Below are 22450 nucleotides of genomic sequence, written 5' to 3' on the forward strand. Positions count from 1 at the left end.
AACAAGAGATTTTTCCAAACTTAGTTGAAATTTAAGAGTTTTTACTTGAATTGATTCTGTTTTCTATTTCTGACTTTATTTTCTGTTGCATTTTCTGAAGATTTTCAAAGTTACTGACTTTTTTCATTCTTGTTTCAGATTCTAATAGTCCTAAAACTACCCATCTTAATCGCTGATCTCCGGTTTGCCATCTTTTTACTTTTCTGGTAAATTTACCCACTTGAGAGTTTAAACTTTCAATACAGTTTGTTGTTGAGAAGCTTTTTGAAAACTCATTAAGCTTTAGTTTTTTCAGCGTCAACGTTTCTTCTAGCCCTTCTAAAAGCGATTTTTGGGCTGAATCGTTTATACTTTTTATTTCTTTCCCAATAGCCTCAAGCTTTGCTTTGGAGACCTCATATTCTTCCTCTGAATAGGCGTTTTGTAGCTTCTTACGATATTCTTCCTGTTTGTTTTCTGGCAAATAACTCACAACATTTTCACGTTTATGCCATTGACATCTTTGTATTATCACCTTGTCGCCGAAAGCTTCTTCTATCGCGTTTTTTAGCCCTTTCGAACCATCTATTACAGCCAGTATTCCTTCTTCAAACTTTAGACCTCTATCTATCAAATCTGTCAGTAGTTCCAGTATTGGACGGTGGTTTTCTGTAGCGGTTTGGGTTATGCCTAATACGATTTTCTGGCCTTTGCCTGTTATACCCAATACGATAATCATTTGTTGTCCAGCAAGATACTTGCCGTCAATAAATAAAGCCACAAACTCATTTTCTTCAAATCGCCTTTTCTGAAATTCTTCAAGAGCTGCCGCACTTTGGGCCACAAACTCTCTGCTAACACTACTTGGGCTTATACCAAAGTTACCAACCAAAGTCTCTGCTGTTCGCTGGTAATCACGCATCGATATGCCATGTAAGACACTCTGAACCATACTCTCGGCTTGCTCTGGAGCTTTCCGTAATTGTTCATACGATTCCAGACTCACATTTTTTTGGTCTTGATTATCAAATACTCTAGGGACTTGAATAGGTACACGTTGACCACCAACCTTAACACTTCCTGGATTATGACCCCACCGACTGTAGCGACCCTCTAAGGGCTTTTCATGTGAATACTTTGACCCAGCTAAGGAATCAACTTCGTTCGAAAGTAAAGTATTTGCAAAAATCTTACAAATATCTAAATGTTGCTGCATCATGCTCACTTGAACTTCTAAACTGCTCAACAAAAAATCATTGAGATTTTCTGTTCCGATTTTACTAACTTTGTTCAACATAGGGATCTTTAAGAGTTTAGATTGTTATTTGCTATTTCAAGTTTAATTCTTTTAGATCTCTTTTTCCTTTTTTATCAAAAAGGAATTTCAACTAAGTTTGGAACAATCTCATTTCAACACTAAAAATTCTGCTAAATGGGTAAATGCATTTATTAATAAAAAACAAATTGACTTTCCCTTTAATGAGCCAAATTTAATAAAGACATTGAAAAGGAGAAAAACTTGGGGAATCAAAAAAGAATGAAGCAAAATACTTGCTTTTAGCTTTTAAACTCTCATTTGTTTACCCTGTCCTCAATGATAGCCATAAACTCTTCCCTATAATTGCTACTTAATGGAATTTCTTTATTGTCAACTACAACACTATTTTTTTTAACCGTTTCTATATGTTTTAGTGCGACAATATAAGACCGATGAATCCTTGTAAAGTATGCTTTTGGGAGCATTTCTATTACTTCAGATAGTTTATATCGGGCCAAAACAGGTCGCTTGTCTGTATAGATAGTAACATAGTTGCCCTCGCTTTCTATATATTTTATGTTATGAACATAGATTTGATGAAACTCAGACCCACTTTTTATAAAAATAGTTTGCTTTGTGATGTCAGTAGAAATTTCAGATCCAGAAATTGGCATTGAATTATTGTTTTCTACCTGTTGTTTTGCTTTCATAACTGCCTGCAACAGCCTATTAAATTCAATGGGTTTCAGAAGATAGTCAACCGCTTTAAGCTCATAACTTTCCAACGCATACTCTGAATATGCAGTAGTAAATATTATAAGTGGCGGGTTCTGTAAAAACTTAGGAAAGTTAATACCTGACAATTTGGGCATGTTAATATCTAAGAAAATGAGATCAACCGAATGCTGTTGAAGGTATTCAAGTGCATCCAAAGGGTCTCTAAAAGTTTTCTGCAATTCTACATATGAGATGTTGTTTAAATGAAATTTAAGAACATCAATCGCAGCTGGTTCGTCATCAATTATTACACAGTTCATATGGCTATTTATCAAGTTGAAGAATAAGTAAAGATTTAAAATATCCATCTACTTCTTTAGTTTCCAAAGTATATGCATTAGGATACAAAATAGAGAGTCGCTTTTTTAAATTATCAAGTCCGAACCCTGAAGGCTCGTCAACTAAGTCATAAAAACTTTGATGTAGCGTATTGGTAACTTCGAAGTGTAACTTATTCTGCTCTACCACAATAGAAATATTGATTAATGATTTTGATTTAGGGTCAATTCCATGTTTAATCGCATTTTCAACAAAAGGAATAAGCAACATTGGACTTATTTGAACAGCATTTATAGCTCCTTTAAGGTCAAAACTTATAGTTACATCGTCTTCTTCAGCAATCCTAAGTTGGTAGACCTGAATAAAGTTTTTCAGATGAAGAATTTCTTTTTCAAGGGCTACTTTATCTTCGTTTGTTTCATACACCATATATCTCATCAGTTCGGCCAGTTTAGCTATTCCGTTTGCCAATTCTGGTGCATTGTACTTTAATGATTTGGCATAAAAACTATTTAAAACATTAAACAAAAAATGAGGATTAATTTTAGACTTCAAAAAGGCCATTTCTGTGGAAAGTTTTTCCTCAAGCAGAACTCTTTTAAGTTTTTCATTTTGTACCCAATATTTGATAAGTGAATAGGACAAAGCAAGCAATAAGATAAAAAAACTGACTGTAGTATTGTAAAGAAAAGTTACAAAAAATGATTCGCTAGCTGAGGAGAAAAAGTTAACCAAATAGCCATGATCTACGGTGCTTTCAAACAAATTGATAAAAATAAAACCAGTCAGCACAGAAAAAACCAATGCCTTAATGTTTTTAAGCCGCAAAAATTTGGGAACTAAAAAATATGCCGTTGTATAAAAAACGCTTAAATTCATAAGCATCCCGAATAAAAGGGCAATCCAATAAGGTCCTCTTTCTTTTCTGAAATCACCTATAGTAGAAGTATAGTTTAAAATCAAAAAATATCCAATTCCCCATATCAAAAGATGAATTATTGGCTCTACATATTTCTTCATAATCTATCGTTTCTTTATCAAAAATAGGATTTAATTTATAAAAATCACTTAAAAGGGATGAATGGGGTCATTGTTGTGACCAAAACCCACAAAACTGTTAAGTTTGCTTTTTTCACAAAAAAACGAGGGCCTATCACAGCAAAGCGGCGAAACGTCACTTTCATTTTAAGAAGAATTTCAGAAGATATAATATTGCAGCCAGTAAATTATAAATTATGAAAAAAGCTATAATCGTTTTCATCACTTTGGTATTAGGAAGTAATTCCTTTGCACAAACAAGCTCCAAAAAAGATTTAGAGAAGAAAGTTGATGCCTTATTGGCAGGTTATTCTTATCACAATCGCTTCATCGGAAGTGTTTTAATTAGCAAAAACAATGCTATTGTTTACCAAAAAAGTTTTGGATATGCTGATTTGGAAAAACACCAAAAGAATACCAAAACATCTGTTTTTAGTATTGCGTCTCTTACAAAATCTTTGACTGCAGTAGGAATTATGAAATTAGTGGAAGAAGGGAAATTAACTTTAGAGACACCTATTTCAACTTATTTCCCAGATTTTATACCTGAATATTCAAAAACCATCACGATTCAACATTTGCTGAATAATAGTTCAGGCATGGAAGCCAATATAGGCCGAAAAGATGATAATGGAAACGGAATCATGCCCGAGGAAACGGCAATCACCTTTAAGGAAGTTTTGGAAAAATTCAAGGATTCAAAAATGAAGTTTAAACCTGGTAAAGGTTATGAATATAACAATTTTGGATACTTACTTTTAGCCAATATTATAGAAAAAGTAAGTGGACAGCCTTACGCTCAGTTTATGCAGGCAACTGTTTTCAAACCAGCAGGAATGACAAATACAGCGGTTGCTTCCTTTAAACCTTTGGGACAAAAAGCACAATCTTATTTAGGTTTGGGTTTTGACACTTTAAAAAAATTCAATTCCCCGTTCCATCCATCATGGCTAAAAGGTGCAGCAGATATGAACTCAAACACGGTCGATTTATTTAAATTTATGCAAGCTTTGGATAATGGTATTTTACTAGAATCTGAGTCTGTGGATAAACTATACACCTCCACACAGTCAATGGGTGTAAACAAAATGGCCTCTGGATTGGGCTGGGTAATTGACGATAAAGACGGCGACAAATGGATTTACAACACTGGCCTACTTCCTGGCTATGCTTCGGTTATGGGTTCATTGTCAGAAAAAAACATTAAAATTATCATCCTTTCTAATGCGACTACAGTAAATCCAGTGAAAGAGGAATTTCAGGGCGAGGTTACTTTTGTTCCGGAAATTACGGATAAAATCATTTCAATAATTCAAGGAAAAGCCGTTGAAAATTTACCAAAACCAACAAAGATCAAAAACAAGAGCCTTGTTGATTATATAAATACTTATCAATTAGACGATGAGCATTCCCTCAGCCTAAAAAAGGAAGGAGGATCCTACTATTTAGAAACCAACGGTAAAGAACCTTGGTCCGTCTTCACCTATACTTTCTCAAAAAGCGTGGAAGAAAATAATGCCTTCAAAGAACCCGCTTTGTTTTTCGCAAATGCTATGAGTACCCAAAATTTTAAAGGAATACTAAATTATGCCAATGAGCAAATGAAAGGATTTTTAGGCACAGACGAAGGGCTAGAACAATTAAAAGGGATGTGGATGAATTTTTTACAACATGCCGGCAATTTCAAGTCGTATAATATTTATAAAATGGAAGGTGATGAAGTTAAAAATGTACACATCAGATTTCATTTTGAGACAGTTGATGTCGGAATTGTGCTAAGCATTAACGCTGACCACAAAATACAAGGAATGTTTATGGATGATGCCGTAAAAACAAGCCATGTTTCAAAAGTCATTTTAATTCCTACTGGAGAAAACACTTTTTTTATCAATGGGCACCAAAATGGTGGAATGCAAGATCTGAAAATAACAGTATCTGAAGCAGGATTAATCTTAACAGATGGTATCCTAGACTATAAAGCGGATATACTAATGCCCTAATAGAGCAGTAAAGGCATATTTCAAGCACTCCTGAAATTTTTACTTATATTTATATTTGATAAAACAATGATCTGCTACGTAAAAACAGAATCTTATTATGGCCTTTTTTTAAAAAATCTAAAATTTAATGTCAAAAAACACATCGGAAATTAAGGAAACTTGGAGAACAATTTGGCTATTTTTAATACTCCTTACTGTTTTAAGTTCCGTAGCCTATTATGCCATTTTAAAATTAAACCCAACTAGTATTTATGTTGGTGCTTTGATGATGTCACCTGCTCTGGCGACCTTCCTGACCTTGAAAATCAGAAAGCGGTCTTTTTCAAGTTTACCATGGAGTTTAAAAGAATTGAAATATTTAAAACGCTCCTATTTTACCCCCCTTTTGTATGTATCCATAGCTTATTCCTTAATATGGTTATTAGGCTTTGGAAATCTGATAGATACTGAACAAATCTCAGAATGGAGCAATGAATTGGGAATTGAAAGTAAATATCAAACGCTTGTAATTGCCATAATGGTCTTGCTATTGTTGACTGTTGGGGTAATAAAAAACTTAGGCTCAACCTTGGGAGAAGAAATTGGATGGCGGGGGTTTTTAATCTTCGAATTGAGAAAAGTGATGTCCTTTAAAGCTCTTGCCATTGTAAGTGGGATAATTTGGGCCATTTGGCATTTCCCTTTGATAAATTTGATGTACGGTAAAAGTGAGCATCTTTGGCTACATATGGGAGCTTTTACGGTTATGATAATTGGAATTTCCTTTATCTTAGCCTATTACACTTTTAAATCGAACAGTCTATGGCCAGCAGCTCTTTATCATTCTGTTCATAATATTTTTATACAAAAAATATGTACTCCAATAACGATTTCTAACAATAAGACTACGTTTTGGATAGATGAATATGGACTGATGATTCCTATAATAACGACTATTTTTGCTATTTACTTTTGGAGAAAAGCTGAAAAAGAAAGCTTATAAATTTAAATGAGAAATTAAAAACTTATTCAGTATCTAATAGACAATGATATTGAGAAACTAATTGTAGAATAAAATGAATAAAAATAGAACTTTTGCAAAAATCACTGGGTACTCCCTTTTTTTAATGGCAATAATAGCCGGATTTGCGTTTGGCTTTGTATTGCCCAAAATATTTAATCCCAGTCAATTAGACTTAGTCAAAATCAACCTCGCCAGCAATTTGCCACTTTACAAATGGATGTTATTGGCTATTATAGCAATACTTTTGCTTGACTTGTTGGTTTCTTGGACACTTTATGTTTATTTCAAAAACGACAATAAAAAGATTGCATTACTTTCAAGTATTTTGAGAATTGCGTATACCTTAATATTCGGCATTGCGACATATTATCTCACTAAAAACCTTAATTATTCTGAAAAAAGTAAGGAAACAATTATCCAAAATTTTCAATTGTTCCAGTCGACTTGGAGTGCTGGTTTAATTATCTTTGGAATCCATCTTTTTTTCGTTGGCGTTTTAATAAAACTTCATTCGAAAATACCAAAGATTTTAGGGTTTTTGGCATTAATAGCTGGTATATCTTATGTGATAGTCCACTTCCTTAAATTGACCGTAAGCCCATCTGACCTAGTAAGTAATTTGGAAATGATTTTGGCTCTTCCGATGGCCATTGGCGAACTGGGACTTGCTTTTTGGTTAATAATAAAAGGTGGGAAAGATAGTAAATTAGAATAGTTTCACACGACATGCTACAATGTGCTAAAAATAGCTCCACGATATATATATTTTACAATTAACTATATTAAACGTAATAATTTCTGGCTTTGGCCACTAAAAATGAAAACATTTATATTATGACAATACAAGAAGCGTACAATTATTTTGAAAGTTTAATCACTGAATCAACAAAGAAATCTGAAATTAAGGTTTATGAGAAATTTGTTTATCTTTTATCCAAATTGAAAACTAGAACGTTCTCAAAAGAGGAAATGGCGTCCATTGAAACAGAACTTGACAGTTTAAATATAAAATCTAACCCAGAGAACAAGAAAAAATTCTATGAAAAAGCTCTAATAAATTTTGAAAATTACTTGAAAACGACATTTTCTTTAATTTCAAAAGGGTACTACACCAAACTTGGCATTGGTTTAGGTATGACTTTCGGTATCCTTTTTGGAATTATATTTTTATCGCGTTTTGATCGGTCCATAGGTATTGCTTTGGGTTTGAGTTTAGAAATGCTTTTGGGCTTAATATCAGGCAGTAATATGGACTCTCAAGCTAAAAGTAAAAATAAAGTGCTATGATTGTTTAATATCTCCAACTCGTCAAATTGGCATCAGCGGGAGCTTTCATCTCAGCGGTCCATTTGGGTATAAACATGCGATGGTATCTGAGTCTACTGATATAATTGGGTTGGCTGTGGTCACCGTTCCAGCAGTGCTCGGCTCGGTCGCCGTAGTCTACTTGGCCGTCGTAAGTTGGGTTTGAAAGATTCTTCAGTTCTTCTTCGGCCAAATAAACGGCATTGTTGAGATAGTAATTATCCATGTCACCACAGTAAATCCTGATTTTCCCACGCCATTTGTCTCCATTTTTTGCCCAATCTCGTTTTAAGATATAGGTCAAATCATAGTTTTCTTTCCAATATTGAGCTACGTTTTTATCAATCATTCCGGTTTTTTTATCCCATATTCTGCTCGGATAGCCGTCTTTCCCTATAGGAGAATAAACAGCCTCCCATATATCAAACTGCTGGCCACTTCGGGTTTTAGTTCCTAAAGCCAATTCTCTTAGGTTCATGTCCTGCACCGTGGACTGAATCTGACCTAAATAATCCCTATGCCCAGGCTTTAAGGTCTTCTTGAAATCACTTCCATAATAATAAGCGTTTTCATCTTCATAGATATTTACCGAAGTAAATGCTCTAAAATCTATGGGATCAGGGCATGCTGCAAAACAGCCATTGTACTCTTCAGGATATTTGACTTGTACTGCCAAGGCTTCCCAACCTCCAGTAGAACCACCATAAGTAAACCTTGCCCAACCTTGGCCAATGCCTCTAAATTGTTTTTCAATGTAAGGAATTAGCTCATAAGTAATGGCATCGCCATAAGGGCCGATATTTTCGGAATTTACGGCATACGAATCATCGTAAAACTGGCAGGCGTGTTGTATCTCTATAGCCAAAACCCGTGGAAAGTCTGGACCCGTCCACATTTTATAAAAATCGTATGCTTCTTGTTGTACTATTTTCTGATAACCATAGATTTTAAAACGCTCGTTATAATCATTTGGAAGATTTTCGTCAGGAGGAATAGTACGAAAACCATCAAAGTCAGCAGGAAAATGACCATGAAATATAGCCAAAGGATATTTTACTTCAGGATGAGTATCAAAACCTTCAGGCAACAAAACATGAGCTCCAATAAACATAGGCCTTCCCCAAAACTCCGTCAATAGCTTACTCTGAATCTTTATGTGTTTGATGTATTTGGTGTCTTTCGGCTCTTCTATTGGCGGTATGGTTTGATCAATTTTGAGCGTTACTATAGTATTTTCTTTGGGGTTTATCTTGATTTTTATGGGTTTTGAATAAATATTGCCCGGTGCGAGATTCCATTGCTGGCCTTCGCCCCTATCCATCGGAAGTTTTACGGTGTGGCCATCTTTCCGCTTAAAAGTTTCGTATTTGTGTAACAACACCTGTACATAATACTCTCCAGCTGGAATTTTGCTTAAGTTTTGGATAGGATAGCCAAAACTATTTGTTGCGTTTATTTCTCTGGTTTGAGCAGCAGAGTGATTGTCTAGGTCTAAACCAAAAACCATTTGGGTATCATGTCCATCGCTTACTTGCATCCGTGGCTCAGAAGTATTGTTGTTTGAAATCAACAGCAAAAGTCTCCCGTCAAGTTTGGATTCGGTCTTTGGGAAACTTACTTCAAACCGGGTTTGAGCAAAAATTAGACTTGAGCAACAAAAAAACAAAAAAATCAGGAGCTTCTTCATGGGGTAATGTTGATAAAATGGTAATTTGAGGTTCTTAATCTGAAACTAAATTTATGATATTTCACGTAGTAAAGAAAGCATATTGGGAGAAATTTGAAAACGAAGCGTTTTATTATCCAGAAACATTCGAGGCGGAGGGTTTTATGCATTTATCCACCGAAAACCAAGTAGCAGGCGTGCTTGAAAGATACTATGTAAATCAGAAAGACCTTATACTTTTGTCAATCAATGACGAGATTTTAGGTGATAAATTGCTTTATGAAAAAGCCACAAATGGAGAGATTTTTCCTCATTATTACGGACAATTGCCTAAAGATTGTATTTCTGATGTTAGGCAGATTCGGTAGGTTTTTTGAATTTTGATGTGTTTGGGTGGGAGCTTATTTCCTTTTAATTGTTACTTCACTTTATTAGTATTGAAGGTCTGACCTTTGGTCTGACATCGTTCCATCTGCCAGAATCGCGAATTTGACCTTTGGTCTGACCATCGTTCGTTATGGGTCTGACCTTCTATTGTAAAATTTTATTCTTTCGAGAATTTATAGCCTTTTTGCCTCAAACCAAACATTCACACTTTTGCCTTTTTCGTCGGTACAAGTGATGGTGTTTTTTCCTAAAACGGGCTTTATGAACACACTTTTCGAAACTTCTGATTTCCCAACCAAAGTATTATTATGGTACCAAAAAACCTGTGAGGTACTGTTTGACGCACTCGCTTTCAATTCTATTTCTCCAGTATTTTCAACATAATATAGGCCTTTGTTTCGTGGTGAAACGATAGACAAAGCATTCGTTTTGGTGATACGACTACAGGCAGGATTGTGAACAGGCGGTGCATGGTGTGGAAGGCCATTAGTTTGCAAAAACGAAATATACGCCGGGGGCAAATTAAGATAATCTTTTAAAATTGCGTTGTTTTTATCCAAACAATAGCTACAGTAACTCATTGTTTCCGAAGGATTCACCCACACTTTTTTGAGATGTTGGCATTTGTTTTTATAAAAGACCTTATCTACAAAAAAATCCATTTGTGTTTCTTTACAGAAATCATTTTTGGGTAAACCTGTTACAGAACAAACTTCTTTGTAAATCAGGCTTTCGGGTTTTTTAAACCACGGTTTGTTTTTCTCAATGGTATTAAAAATCTGAAAAAGTAAGGGCGTGGCCACCGCAGCTCCGCTCAATTGCGTGATACTTTCTCCAGAAAATTTGCCTAACCAAACACCTACCGTATAGTCGGGATTGTATCCTATGGCCCAGGCGTCTCTTTTACCAAAGGAAGTCCCGGTTTTCCAGGCTACTTTTGGCAGTCGGAACGTAAAATCAAAATTATTGGGAAAATCAGGTCGCTGAATTCCACTCAAAATATCCGATATAATATAACAAGAAGCAGGATCTAGGAGAGCTTTTGGGGTGTTTTTAGGCAAATTTGCATTTGATGTAAAATTAAGTTCTTGAAAAAAACCACCATTGGCAAAAGTGGCGTAAAGTCGCACCATTTCTTCCATACTCACGCCGCAGCCGCCCAAAATTGCCGATAAACCAAGTTGGTCTTCATTTTTTTTGATGCTTTTGAAGTCCGCCTTTTTCATTTCAATCAGAAAATCCGCCAAGCCGACTTCGTCTAAAGTTTTTACGGCGGGAATATTGAGCGATTGTTGCAAAGCATCTCGCATGCTTACTTGCCCTTGAAAAGTATTGTCAAAATTAGTGGGTGAAAATCCTCCAAAATCCGAGGGAATATCATACAAAATGGCCTTGGGGTTTATGATGCCTTTTTCTAAAGCTAAAGCGTACAAAAATGGCTTCAGAGCACTTCCCGGTGATCGAACCGAAGTTATACCATCTACTTGGCCGCCATCTAGCTTATTTTTGTAGTTTCCAGAGCCACAGTAGACTTTTACTTTCATGGTTTTGTTGTCTATCACCATGGCCATGGCATTTTTTACTCCCAAGGTATTTACGCGTTCCAAATAAGTTGAGACCTGTTTTTCTACCAAAAACTGAAAGCCAGAATGAATAGAAGATTTAATATAAGGAGCCGAAATTTCCTTGGCTAATCTATCAGACAAGTGTGGGGCTTTTTTCTGAAAAGTAGTTCTGTGGAGTTTTATTACTTCGCTTTTTGCCAAATTTATTTCCGAAGGAGTAAAAATCTCTTGATTTTCGAAGTTTTTCAGCCATTTGGTTTTAAAGAAATCCAAGTCTTTGTTGTTTTTGCCAGAAAGCAAAAGACTGGGTTTGTTAGGTATTAGGCTCAATATCAAGGCCTCCGCCAAACTGAGTTTGGAAGGATGTTTTTGCAAATAAATATACGATGCCGCCTTGATACCTTCCACATTTGAGCCAAATGGTATATAATTGAGATACATCGCCAAAATCTCTTTTTTCGAAAAATGCAATTCGAGTTGAACGGCCCGAATCATTTCAATAATTTTATGAAAATAGGTGCGGTCATTGGGGTAAATCATCCTAACTACTTGCATAGTTATGGTGGAAGCCCCAGAAACTCTACGACTTTTGCTAAGATTAGATACCAAAGCCCTCAAAACGGCCACAGGATTGACCCCAGGATGATAATAAAAGTATTTATCTTCTTTTTCAAGAATTGCTTTGAGAAAAAATGGAGAAACCTCCTCTGTCCGCACTTTCAGCCGCCACTTATCTTCGTCATTGAGATATGCACTCAAAATGCGACCTTCATCGTCCAGCACTACTGTGGAATAATTGTCTGGTACTTTTACTGGAAATGCCAAATCTAACACCAAAAGCAAAGCCAATATGACCAAGGTGTATTTTACTTTGGGGGAGGATAGGAAGTGAGCAAGAAAAAAAGTTTTTTGTTTCACTGTTTTCTTTAATCCTTGAATATTATTTTCATCTTGATTAAAATTTGTCGTAAAGTTCAAATACCAAGTTGTTCTTTTTCAAAGTAGATTTTTCCTTTTCATTTAGGAAGTATAAATATTTGTATCCGTCATAATAAAATTTTGAATCAATATTCATTGAGGATAATTTCTTATTTACATCAATTAAAACAGAATTGAATATATCTTTCTCTTCAACTCTTTTTTGCCATTTATTATGTAATTCAACTTTTTTGCTAATTAAGGAATCATTTAAAACAAATCTAAATTTATAATCAACTTGTTTTTGGGATTCGCTTTTCCCCTTAATATATTTCACGTACTCATCTAAATTATCACTGAAATCTTTAATTTTGATTATGCCTTTTGACATTTTCTGGATATTTTCATGCCATTTAAAGCTTTTATTTTCGTAATAATCATAAAAAGTAAACTTGACTATTTTATCTGTATTTGCACTAATTAAAAATTCTGGAATTAAAATTTGAGGTGAAGTTTTTCGATAATTTTTAAAAATTTGAGATTTTTCGTTTTTTGACATTCGAGGCAAAAAACCTTCTTCAATAAATTCATCCATTACAATTTGCATATTTGAATATGAGTCTGCAAAACAAATGTCTGGTTCAAATTCTTTAGCAATTTCTTTTTTTATAAAATACAATTTCATTATTTGGCCTTTCCAAGTTACTAAAAACCTTTTAGTGCTATTAATATCGGCCAATAGAAAATTAATTGCATAAATTGAAGGCAATACAGAACTTAGATCTTGAACATAAAAATCTGGCTCTTTTATTAAATTCGATAAATGAGCATCTTTTAAAGGCTCTAAATAATTGTATCGATCCTCATATTTGATATTGTTGTAAGAAAAGGTTACAACGTGCACAACCCTTTTTATTGTTCTTTCACCAAAATCTTTAATTTCTTCGATCCTATTTATCTCGAAATCTTTAATTTTACCGTCTAATTCAATAAGCTTAAATATTTCACGGTAAGAATCTTTTAAATAATTTTCAGAACTATTTTTAAAGGATTGAATAAGATTTATTTCCTTTGGAAATTTTAAATAAGGCAAAAAATAGCTCTTTTGGCAAAAATATTCAACATCCTCAAAATCAAAAAAGGGAGTTTGGTTATCTCTTTTTAATTCTAATTTAACGTTTTCTTTTATCTTGGTTAAACTTACTGAATCATATAAATTTTCTTTCAATAATAAAGCTTTAAACCTATCCATAGATTCTACTTGTTGTATCGGAAGGTCTTTTTTTCGTTGAAGAAGTTTTCTTAAATCACTTGGTTTTTCAATCAAAATAATTTGAGGATTTTCAAAATCTCTTGGTTTTTCAATCAAAACTTGTGTAAACCCTAATTTTAATGCAGTGATATTAATTAAAAAAAATAAAATTAAAGATTTCAAAATTATTAAAGTTTAAGTTAAATGTGTTACGTTTTAATTTAATCTGAACCCTATTAAATATCCACTAGAGACACTGGAAAGAATAATGATTGCAAAACTATGCTTAGTCTTCAGACAAAGTATGGGTGAACATCGGTCTTCAGCCCGAATTAAACAAATGCCTTTACCAAAAGTTAACATTAAATTAAAATACTTTTAAACGATTAATTTTAAGATTTAGTAACAAAATGGCGTATACAAACCTCAAACCGGAACCCCCTCAGAATAAATAGTATATGGATCGAAATCTATTTCCTCATTTTTTCCCCAAACAACTGTGTCATACTTTACAGTTACGGTATTAAAAAAAAATACATCAACCAATGACTTGTAAACTGTATATTTTAAATAGGGTAAAACTGAAAATTGCTTTTGAACCGAAGGCTCAAATTCAACCTCAATGATATAATTTGGTAATGGTTTAACGGACTTAATTTTTGGTAACATGGTATTTTCACAATAAATCAATTCAAAATAGACTCTTTTGACAGCAATTTATTGGTTTTTGCTTTCTTAATCATACTTCCAAAAATCAAGTCTTCCTCAATGTCTTTACTTAAAACACTGGCTTTTTCACCCAATTTTTTGGCCAAGTCCAACATTAATTTTGTTGTACTCTTTGATTCCGTTTGAATAATAATTGTTGCCATATCTTATTTGTTCTAATACAAAAATACTTAATTATTATTATTGGTCTAAATAAATAGAACTTTGCCCTTTACTATCTGTTCAGAGTCGGCTTTTAGGGGATTCTGAGCATACAAATGCCAAAAAGAAAGTAGCCCAAACCTTCTAAGTCCCTGACGGAGACTCTGCTAATACTCACCCTTTAACGAACTTTCCTAAAACTTTTTTGGTCTTTGTGGTTAAAAAGCTTCTAAAACAATCAATTCACCACAACAGTCCCACCGCCCCAATAACTACGCAAGTTGTTGTTATACATGGCGTCGGCTGAAAATTGGCCTTGTATGAAGGTGCCTCTTGAGACTGATCGTGCTAAGTAATAATAATGACGGTCTATTTTGTCCACGTTTATGATATAGTTATTCTGTCCTCGCTGACATCAAAATAAGTTTCGCATATCTGAGGCGTTTTAATTTTTGCTTTATACAACTTACCTATAATTCCAAATCTTGTTCCTAATTTAAGCCCAATGCCTTCAATTGAAGTTTGGCCATTTCTGCTCGCATTTCCTCGATTTTCTTTTTATAAGAAGGATTATCAATGAGGTTATTTAACTCATTGGGATCTTTTGCCAAATCATAAAACTCAGCCTCGTCAAATCTAAGCCATTTGATATATTTAAAATTTTCATTAACCACCACCCTGTAGTCTAATTGAGCAGTCCAAGGAAATGGGTTTTCGTGACTATAATATTCAACAAAGGCAGTAGGCCGAATACTTTGCTTTTTTCCTTGAATAAGCGGTACCAAAGATTTTCCTTGAATACTTTTCTCCGTTTTCAATTGTGCCAAATCCAAGGCAGTGGCAGCAATGTCAATAGATAATACCAGCCCGTCAACTTTCGATATCTGGCTTTTTATACCAGGATATTTAATAAACAAGGGTGCTTTTATAGATTCTTCATAGGGCATGCGTCGTTCAAGCGAAAACCCGTGTTCTCCGAAGAAATAACCGTTATCGCTTGTGAAAATTATGGCAGTCTGCTCTTCTATCCCTTGCTCTTTTAGAGTTGTTACAATTTTTGCTAAGCTTTCATCTACCGACAGCATCATTTCGGCTCTATTTCTGATAGATTGATCCGAAACCCCCAAGTCCATAGCCGGAATCCAAAGCGAATCTTTTTCTATAGTTTCATTTCTAATTTTAAAAGCGTTATTAATAACTGGTTTTCCTGCTTCTACCCTAGCATCAGGAGAATAAGAGAGGCTTCGTTGATACGTTTGGTTATCATAGGTACCAATGTGTCGCTGAGCTGGCATGAAGACTTTAGGAACCGAAAGATCCGTAGTGCCGTCGTTTCGTTGAACAGCCTCAGGGTGAACCGCTTTGTGACCGATATATAGAAAAAACGGTTTTTCAGAGGAGTTTTTAATAAACTGTATGGATTTCTCTGTGAAAATATCCGTGATATATCCTTCGAAAGTTTGCTTTTTATCCCCTTCGAATAGTATTGGATTGTAGGTTTTTCCTTGTCCTTCCATACATAACCAATAATCGTATCCTGGTCTTGGTAAAGAACTATTGCCCATGTGCCATTTTCCAACATGTGCAGTTTTGTATCCTGCCTTTTGGAGGTATTTTGGGAATAAGTCTAGCATGAAGCTGGCTTGATCTCGGGATGAATTGTCCAAAATACCATGCCTAGACGCATACTGTCCTGTTAAGATACTGGCACGATTTGGCGAACATAAGGGAATGGCATGATAGGCTCTTGTAAATTGTGTTCCTTCAGCGACTAACTTGTCTATAGCAGGTGTTTTTAGAAAACTATGCCCTCCACCACCCCATTCGTCAAATCGCATATCATCTACTACTATCACTATTATGTTAGGCTGTTTTACCTGAGCTGATAGACAGATGTTTGTTAAAAAAAAGATAAAAGTAAATATTTTCTTCATCACTGGGGTAGTTAAATATCTATGCTGAATAAAAAAAGAGCAATTGCAAATATCGTAAAAAAGGTAAATTAAAAGGAATGTTAATTTCCCAGAGATTTGCATATAAAATGGCAAAGGTTAAATTAAACGATAAGGCCTTAACAAGGGCTTCTCTATATCCATTAAAAAAAAATTTATTTAAAATTCGAACATAAGTAATCAATCTTGCCCCAGCACTTTTACCCTTTCCTTTACTAGAAATTGCAATACGAATTTTGTAGCAATCTTTTCCTATGGGAGTTCCGAATTTGGATTCTCTAAAAGTTCTTCTATTATATCAAGTTAATCAGTTTTAAGGGATCTATGTTTTTTTGCCAAACGTTTTAGCTTCCTTTCAAACGATTCAGTTGCTATTACTTTAAAACTTATTTAATAAGTCTTTGGCGAATTTCAACTTTTTCTTTCCTTGCTCGTATAACTTTACGTCGTTAAAGGACTCAGCCAGATCTTACACAAATTGACTTTTACTTTCGTCTTTTACTTCCTTAATTACGCTTATGTAATCAAGACTTTTAACCAGTTCCATAAAAAAAGGAATCCGGTTATCTTTTATATCCAATATTACTTTCATTAATCTTTTTTTCCAAAATTACAAAAATATTTACATATCCAAGAGCCATTTCCTCGCCGTTTAGAGCCTCCCCTTAAGAGACTTTAAACAAAAAAATCACCCAATAAAGCTGAGTCCCTAGTGAAGACTCAGCCAGTTCCTCAAAACTACCAAGCATCTATTTACATTACCAAACTGTCTAGACAGATAGTACTGGCTAATCAAAAAATCCGATATCTCCCAATCAATTCACCACAACAGTCCCGCCGCCCCAATAACTACGCAAGTTGTTGTTATACATGGCGTCGGCAGAAACTGGCCCTTGCACGAAAGTCCCTCGCGTTACGGCTCTGGCCAAATAATAATAATGACGTTCTGTGTTGTCAACATTTACAAAATAATTGATTCTGTCGTCTCTAATATCAAAATACGTGGCATTTGATGCATTTTTGATCCATGGCATATCGCGGTCTTCTACCAATCTTGGGTTTTCTATCTCAAATCCAGCTGGTAGCATATCTGTCAGCACTACGTTGTCTACATTGTACATCAAACCTGCTTGGGCACTTACGGTTAGCCTTACCACCACCAATTGGTTTTGTTTAAAAATCGGGCTTTTTATCACCTCGCCAGTTCTTGTAAAATATGCCCTTCTTGCTTTCAAAAACTTGTCTTCGGCTATAAATTTATTGTCTTTGCGGATACCCTCTGATTCGTAATAATAGTACAGATTGTCGTTGGTAGATTTTACACTTATTCCTTTGGGATATTTGCTCATGTCTATCCATTGGCCTTTACCTTCTACGGTCCTTATGAGTTTTCCTTCCGAAAATATCTCAGCTTTTCCAGTTGATTTTCGTGATTTTAAGATTTTTCCCATTGCCAACATTGAAAACGATAATTCTTGGGTATTAAGATACAAAGTTTTATTGCTCAGCAACGTATTTAATGCCTGCGTCAGACTCGCTATTTGCGGATTGCTTGGATCACTTTCTACAAGGGTATTTAGCACCAAAGCCATGTTTCGGATAGGCGAGGAAAAGCTATCATGAAGCATTCGATCATAAGATTCTCTAACCAAAGTCTTTGGTAAAAGTTTTCCATAAGTAGCATCATCGCCAATTTGTTTGTATGCACAAGCTATCAAAAACTGTTGGTCAGAGGATAAATTAGCAAAGGCTGCTTTATGCAAATTCATAGCCGAAATATTGGGCTCATCCGTAAGCGAAAGCACATAGAGTGAATATGCAATCTCGGTTTTTAGCCTTTCTTTTTTTCTATAAACGCCATTGGTAGCAGTCCAAATCGTTTCCTTTTGTTCCTCTTCATTGGTGCGTTGGGTAAGAAAACTTGTCATTTGACTTATTACACTCGGCGTAACTTCAAAGCCCGACTTTTGGGCTTCTAAAAGAAAATGCAAAGCATAAGCCGTACCCCACCAATATTCTTCTTGAGAGCCTGGCCAATAGCTCAAGGCACCGTTGTAAAGTTGCATTCCTTCGATTTTTTGAATCGCCGCATTGACATTATATTGTGGATTCCGCTCCGAATTTCCCGACTCCGAAATTTCCACTTTGCCGTTTATTTCTCCAATCAGGTCGTCGAGATACAATTGAGGAAAGGCTTTGGAAATCGTCTGCTCTAAACATCCATGCGGATATGCAAGCAAGGTTTCTAGCCTATTGCCAAACTGCATCATCGGTGTGTTGCCTATATAAATTTTTGAAGAAAAAGTGCCTGGTATATAACCATCTGGCGATGCAAAGGCCAATTCTTTGTCTTTGGCCAATATACCCGAAGAGCCAGATTTTTGTAATGAACCTGCTGGCCTAACACTTATTTCGGTTGTTTTAGAAAAAGTCTCTTTGTCAGATTTTGCCAGAATTTTTAATTTTCCCAAGCCCATTTTGTCCTTTCCTGCTACTTCAATATCCAAATGTTTTTCCTTTCCGGCTTCTATCGTCAGTTTATTTTCTGAAAAAGCCCCAGCGTTTATTTCGCCTTCGGTTTGTGCCGAAACTTTTATTTCTTGGGTCTCTTCGGTAGTATTAAAAAACGTAACAGGAACCTTCACTTTGTCCGTTGGACTTAAAAACAGCGGCATACCTACACTTATGCTAATTGGGTCCGTTACGGTCATTTTTTGTTCCTCTGAACCAAATTTTTCTCCTTTGTAGGCCACAACCATAATACGTAGACTTCCTAAAAATTCTGGAATATCAAATTCAAAATTGGCTTTTCCGTTCTCGTCAGATTTTAATTGACCGCTCCATTTGGCTACCAATTCGGCTCGTCCATTGGCTAGCGGGTTTACCCTTTTTCCCATTCCGCCATCTCCGCCTGTGCTGCTTTTAGCGTTCAATTTTATCTCTGGTAAAAGCAAAGGATATAAGTCGAAAGACCTAACACCTAATGCTCTTTTTTGGTAAAAATATTCGTTGATTTTTGGTGTCTCAGTATTTTTTAACTGTAAAATACCCTCGTCCACTACCGCTATGGTTAGCTCAGTATTTGGCAGAGTTCTAACTTCAACCTTTTGCTTTGTCTTAGATCTTGACTTTTCTACTGCTGTTATCACTATTGGAATTTTCCTTTTCGGATCATCCACTTTTATGGTTTTCATGCCATGAGCAGACATCAGCGGCAACTCAGGCTGGTCCATAGCTCTGATTAGGGTGGCTGTTATGAACACATTTGGAAGGTGACTATCTTTTAAGTCAATCGTAATTTCAGCAGATTTGTTGGTAGTTTGAATAAACTTGTGTTCTAGAATTCCCGCGTTTTCCACAGTTACCAAAAGTTTTCCGTCAAAAGGTGTTTTAAATATCGCCTTTACTTTTTCCCCTAAAACGTAGCTTTCTTGATTGGTTTCTATCATTACTTCACCGTCAGAATCCACTTCAAACGAAACCTTACTTCCATAGCCATAAGCATAGAAATTTGTACTCACAAAACTGTTTCCAATCTCTGGCATTATCCTAATTTCATATTCACCGGAAATTCTCGGAACAAAATTCTGTTGATAATTTTTGCCCGCAAAATTTACATTTTGGCTTTTTATAAGTTTTTCTTTTCGTTTAGAAACATATCTTAGGCCTTCTTCTGTTTTTTCTAAAACAGTTTGGTATTCTAATAGGTATATTTCCATTTTTGCATTGGCACTTACACTTTTCCCTTCCGAATTTACAGCTGCCATTTCTATTGGCAATGGATTGTTGATTCCTACGAAGTAGGTGGGAATTTTCAAGCCAAAAAACTGTTTTTGTGTAAATATCTCGAAAGACTTCTTGCGGTGAACGGGCCTACCAGTTTCGTCGAAAACAGACACTAGGACTTTACCTTCTAACAATCCTTTGTTTTCTAATTTTGAATCTATATCAAATATTTGCAAACCTTCTCCTTTGGCGTTTGTGATACCATTTCTGAGTTCGTTTTCAAACTTGGTTTGGTCTTCTATGCCAAACGTGAAACCCTCGAATCCTTTTGGACTAAATGTTTTGCGTTTGATAGAAAAATCAAGCTCGTATTTATTGTCGGCTGCGGGTGGGCCAAATAAATTGTTAGCTTGGATTTTTATTTGGGCCTTTTGGCCAATTTCTACTTTTTCGGGTGCGTCAAGAACTACTTTAATTCTGTCAGGCATAAAATCTTCCACACTGATAGTTTTTGAGCCAATCAAAACGTTGTTTCCTGTAAAAACATCAACGTTATAAAACCCCGTCAAAGCACTTCTTTCTAATTTCACACTATGTTGAATTGCCCCAGAAGCATTGGTTTGGGTCATGGCGGAGCTTATCTCTTTTCCGTTGGGTTGTTTTACCAATATCTTTATGGGAATATTAGCCGGTGTGTCCCAATTGTCTTTTCTGATTACGGTGTTGATATTTATAGTTTCGCCTGGACGGTAAATTTCCCTGTCACCATAAATAAAGGCATCCATGCCAGCTTCATTAAGGTTTTTGCCAGAGATATCAAACTTTGAGGTTTCAATTTCGGTATCATCAAACAATATGTAGTTAAAGTCATCAGCCGTGGAAGCTGTAACCATGGCCATAGTGAATGTTGGATTATTTTTTTTAAGGTCTTTAAAAATAGCCAAGCCTTGGTCGTTGGTAGTTCCCCTGGTTATTTCTTGATTATTGTTGCTAATGAGTTTTATTTCAAGGTTTTTTAAAGGAGATGTGTTCATAATAGAATTGGCCATAACTACCAAGTCTTCTTGATTTTGTGACATTTTGACTATTATGCCAATATCAGAAACGGACACAATCTTTTGGATTCTTCGGTAATAATCGTCCTCAGAAGCAACCGAAACGAAATAAATGCCCCTCTTGTTGGTTTGCTCTGGCAAAGGCAGATTTAAAATCGACACGCCTTGTTTCAATGGCAAATCTTCGGTTTCGATTTTTCGATCGGAAATCACATCACTGTACAAATCCGCTTCACTCGAAAAATAATACTGCTCCTCATCTCCATCAAAATAGCTCCTTCGGCTGCCTTTCAAAAACGGCAGAATATTGTTTTCGTAGATTTTAGAAACTGTAATATTCACCTTCGGAATATTGATGATATTGACGCCAATGTTCTTATTGCCTTGGTTTGATATGTATTGGGCATTTTTATTGGTAAATTCCAAGTATGGATTTACCCTACCAAAAAACGCTTCGCCCTCATAGTCTTCATCCATTTTTCCTCCCAACACGCCTGTTAAATTTTTGCTTAGAATCACTTTATAGAGATCATCTTGGTTAAATTCTCCTTTTATCGTGAATCCTTGATCGGCTTTTTCGACGGTAAATTTCACCTTGGGTTCAATTTCAATAAGTTTTTCGAGTTGATTTATCTCGATTTGTTGGGTGGTTTTCACATAAATATAACCCTTCAGTTTTTTGAAGCTTGTCTGCATTTTTAAAATTTCAAGCCGGTCGGCAGGTAAAAATGCCAAATCAAACTTTGCAGACTTCTTGAATTTTGCCGCATTACCCTCTTTTCCTTCTATTTGTGCTACTAAATCTCCTTTTTTTGTTTCTGGAAAATCATTCAATGCCAAAACCAAATTGCTGGAGTTTTCTGCTGGAATAAGCTTGTAGTCAAGTTCTTTTTTACCGTCAAAAATCTTAATCTCTTCCTTAATGTTGTGAGCATCGTACTTACCATTTAAGTCAAAAAGCACCCTCGCCTCTTTTTGGTTTTGTTTGTTTTTTGCAAAAAACACTTGAGCATCTTCAACTTTCAGATAGGGCGTATGAAACAAAATCGTTTCTTTTTTATCTATTTCGGCCTTTCCTTTTTTTCTTTTCAGCAAATTATCCGACAAAGTGGCTTTGTAATCATTGGCAAACTTCATGGGCTTTGAAGGAGAAAAAACCAATTCTTTTTTCCCTATCCATTTAAACTTTCCATCAATTCTAGGCTCAAAGTTTATATATGGGGTACTTTCCCATTTGTTGAGGTCTCCATCAAACATTAAATCTTCATCAAACTCAAAAAACAAGTTCTGCAAAACTTCGATTTCGTCTCCAAAACCCAGAGATTTTATTCCAACAGATGGCAGATGATTGCACGAATTGAAAAATACTAAAGCCAACAGAAGAATTACGCTTTTTTTCATGAAAAGTAGAAGGTTTAAA

16 protein-coding genes are annotated in these 22450 nt (G+C 35.3%); 5 read left to right on the forward strand and 11 right to left on the reverse strand.

What is annotated here, in order from left to right:
* Positions 1-31: 31 nt before the first annotated feature.
* The 3 genes from EGI22_RS08605 to EGI22_RS08615 form a co-directional block, all read right to left on the reverse strand.
* On the reverse strand, positions 32-1276 hold the full coding sequence (locus EGI22_RS08605; protein WP_255067779.1) for an IS256 family transposase: 1245 nt from the start codon (positions 1274-1276) through the stop codon (positions 32-34).
* Between the two features lie 275 nt (positions 1277-1551).
* Complete coding sequence (locus tag EGI22_RS08610) at positions 1552-2274, reverse strand: LytTR family DNA-binding domain-containing protein (RefSeq protein WP_255067781.1); 723 nt, start codon at positions 2272-2274, stop codon at positions 1552-1554.
* 4 nt (positions 2275-2278) lie between these two features.
* Positions 2279-3313: a sensor histidine kinase gene (locus EGI22_RS08615; protein ID WP_255067783.1), complete on the reverse strand. Its 1035-nt coding sequence runs from the start codon at positions 3311-3313 to the stop codon at positions 2279-2281.
* A gap of 215 nt (positions 3314-3528) precedes the next feature.
* Between EGI22_RS08615 and EGI22_RS08620 the strand changes: the two genes are divergently transcribed.
* The 4 genes from EGI22_RS08620 to EGI22_RS08635 all read left to right on the forward strand — a co-directional run bounded on the left by EGI22_RS08620 (position 3529) and on the right by EGI22_RS08635 (position 7621).
* Positions 3529-5331, forward strand: coding sequence for a serine hydrolase (locus EGI22_RS08620; protein ID WP_255067785.1), 1803 nt, complete (start codon positions 3529-3531; stop codon positions 5329-5331).
* A 127-nt stretch (positions 5332-5458) separates the two neighbouring features.
* Entirely contained in the window at positions 5459-6313 is an 855-nt protein-coding gene (locus tag EGI22_RS08625) for a CPBP family intramembrane glutamic endopeptidase (RefSeq protein ID WP_255067786.1), read from the forward strand.
* Between the two features lie 73 nt (positions 6314-6386).
* On the forward strand, positions 6387-7049 hold the full coding sequence (locus EGI22_RS08630) for a DUF4386 domain-containing protein (protein WP_255067787.1): 663 nt from the start codon (positions 6387-6389) through the stop codon (positions 7047-7049).
* Positions 7050-7168: 119 nt separating this feature from the next.
* Positions 7169-7621, forward strand: a complete 453-nt coding sequence (locus EGI22_RS08635; RefSeq protein WP_255067788.1) for a hypothetical protein — start codon at positions 7169-7171, stop codon at positions 7619-7621.
* Positions 7622-7625: 4 nt separating this feature from the next.
* On the opposite strand, the gene EGI22_RS08640 is transcribed toward EGI22_RS08635, so the two are convergent.
* Positions 7626-9326: an alpha/beta hydrolase-fold protein gene (locus tag EGI22_RS08640; RefSeq protein WP_255067789.1), complete on the reverse strand. Its 1701-nt coding sequence runs from the start codon at positions 9324-9326 to the stop codon at positions 7626-7628.
* 53 nt (positions 9327-9379) lie between these two features.
* Between EGI22_RS08640 and EGI22_RS08645 the strand changes: the two genes are divergently transcribed.
* Entirely contained in the window at positions 9380-9673 is a 294-nt protein-coding gene (locus tag EGI22_RS08645) for a DUF952 domain-containing protein (RefSeq protein WP_255067790.1), read from the forward strand.
* Between the two features lie 192 nt (positions 9674-9865).
* On the opposite strand, the gene pbpC is transcribed toward EGI22_RS08645, so the two are convergent.
* The 7 genes from pbpC to EGI22_RS08680 all read right to left on the reverse strand — a co-directional run bounded on the left by pbpC (position 9866) and on the right by EGI22_RS08680 (position 22431).
* The gene (gene pbpC, locus EGI22_RS08650) at positions 9866-12235 is read right to left on the reverse strand and encodes a penicillin-binding protein 1C (RefSeq protein WP_255067792.1); all 2370 of its coding nucleotides are present in this window, start codon (positions 12233-12235) and stop codon (positions 9866-9868) included.
* Positions 12213-13610, reverse strand: coding sequence for a hypothetical protein (locus EGI22_RS08655; protein ID WP_255067794.1), 1398 nt, complete (start codon positions 13608-13610; stop codon positions 12213-12215). Before EGI22_RS08655 ends, pbpC begins: the two co-directional genes overlap by 23 nt.
* A 243-nt stretch (positions 13611-13853) precedes the next feature.
* A complete protein-coding gene (locus EGI22_RS08660) occupies positions 13854-14096 on the reverse strand; it encodes a DUF2442 domain-containing protein (RefSeq protein ID WP_255067795.1) in 243 nt (80 codons plus the stop codon).
* A gap of 17 nt (positions 14097-14113) precedes the next feature.
* Positions 14114-14299: a hypothetical protein gene (locus tag EGI22_RS08665; RefSeq protein WP_255067796.1), complete on the reverse strand. Its 186-nt coding sequence runs from the start codon at positions 14297-14299 to the stop codon at positions 14114-14116.
* 489 nt (positions 14300-14788) lie between these two features.
* A complete protein-coding gene (locus tag EGI22_RS08670) occupies positions 14789-16231 on the reverse strand; it encodes a sulfatase-like hydrolase/transferase (RefSeq protein ID WP_255067797.1) in 1443 nt (480 codons plus the stop codon).
* 487 nt (positions 16232-16718) lie between these two features.
* Positions 16719-16841: a hypothetical protein gene (locus EGI22_RS08675; protein WP_255067798.1), complete on the reverse strand. Its 123-nt coding sequence runs from the start codon at positions 16839-16841 to the stop codon at positions 16719-16721.
* Positions 16842-17064: 223 nt separating this feature from the next.
* Positions 17065-22431 carry an alpha-2-macroglobulin gene (locus EGI22_RS08680; protein WP_255067799.1) on the reverse strand — a complete coding sequence of 1789 codons (5367 nt, stop codon included), beginning with the start codon at positions 22429-22431 and terminating at the stop codon, positions 17065-17067.
* Between the last annotated feature and the right edge of the window lie 19 nt (positions 22432-22450).

The organism is Lacihabitans sp. LS3-19 (genome assembly GCF_024343575.1).
Classification (GTDB): domain Bacteria; phylum Bacteroidota; class Bacteroidia; order Cytophagales; family Spirosomataceae; genus Leadbetterella.

Bases quoted from the DNA above. Each gene is read 5' to 3' on its own strand.
- EGI22_RS08605 (WP_255067779.1), bottom strand. From the start codon at position 1,276: ATGTTGAACAAAGTTAGTAAAATCGGAACAGAAAATCTCAATGATTTT.
- EGI22_RS08610 (WP_255067781.1), bottom strand. From the start codon at position 2,274: ATGAACTGTGTAATAATTGATGACGAACCAGCTGCGATTGATGTTCTT.
- EGI22_RS08615 (WP_255067783.1), bottom strand. From the start codon at position 3,313: ATGAAGAAATATGTAGAGCCAATAATTCATCTTTTGATATGGGGAATT.
- EGI22_RS08620 (WP_255067785.1), top strand. From the start codon at position 3,529: ATGAAAAAAGCTATAATCGTTTTCATCACTTTGGTATTAGGAAGTAAT.
- EGI22_RS08625 (WP_255067786.1), top strand. From the start codon at position 5,459: ATGTCAAAAAACACATCGGAAATTAAGGAAACTTGGAGAACAATTTGG.
- EGI22_RS08630 (WP_255067787.1), top strand. From the start codon at position 6,387: ATGAATAAAAATAGAACTTTTGCAAAAATCACTGGGTACTCCCTTTTT.
- EGI22_RS08635 (WP_255067788.1), top strand. From the start codon at position 7,169: ATGACAATACAAGAAGCGTACAATTATTTTGAAAGTTTAATCACTGAA.
- EGI22_RS08640 (WP_255067789.1), bottom strand. From the start codon at position 9,326: ATGAAGAAGCTCCTGATTTTTTTGTTTTTTTGTTGCTCAAGTCTAATT.
- EGI22_RS08645 (WP_255067790.1), top strand. From the start codon at position 9,380: ATGATATTTCACGTAGTAAAGAAAGCATATTGGGAGAAATTTGAAAAC.
- EGI22_RS08660 (WP_255067795.1), bottom strand. From the start codon at position 14,096: ATGTTACCAAAAATTAAGTCCGTTAAACCATTACCAAATTATATCATT.
- EGI22_RS08665 (WP_255067796.1), bottom strand. From the start codon at position 14,299: ATGGCAACAATTATTATTCAAACGGAATCAAAGAGTACAACAAAATTA.
- EGI22_RS08670 (WP_255067797.1), bottom strand. From the start codon at position 16,231: ATGAAGAAAATATTTACTTTTATCTTTTTTTTAACAAACATCTGTCTA.
- EGI22_RS08675 (WP_255067798.1), bottom strand. From the start codon at position 16,841: ATGAAAGTAATATTGGATATAAAAGATAACCGGATTCCTTTTTTTATG.
- EGI22_RS08680 (WP_255067799.1), bottom strand. From the start codon at position 22,431: ATGAAAAAAAGCGTAATTCTTCTGTTGGCTTTAGTATTTTTCAATTCG.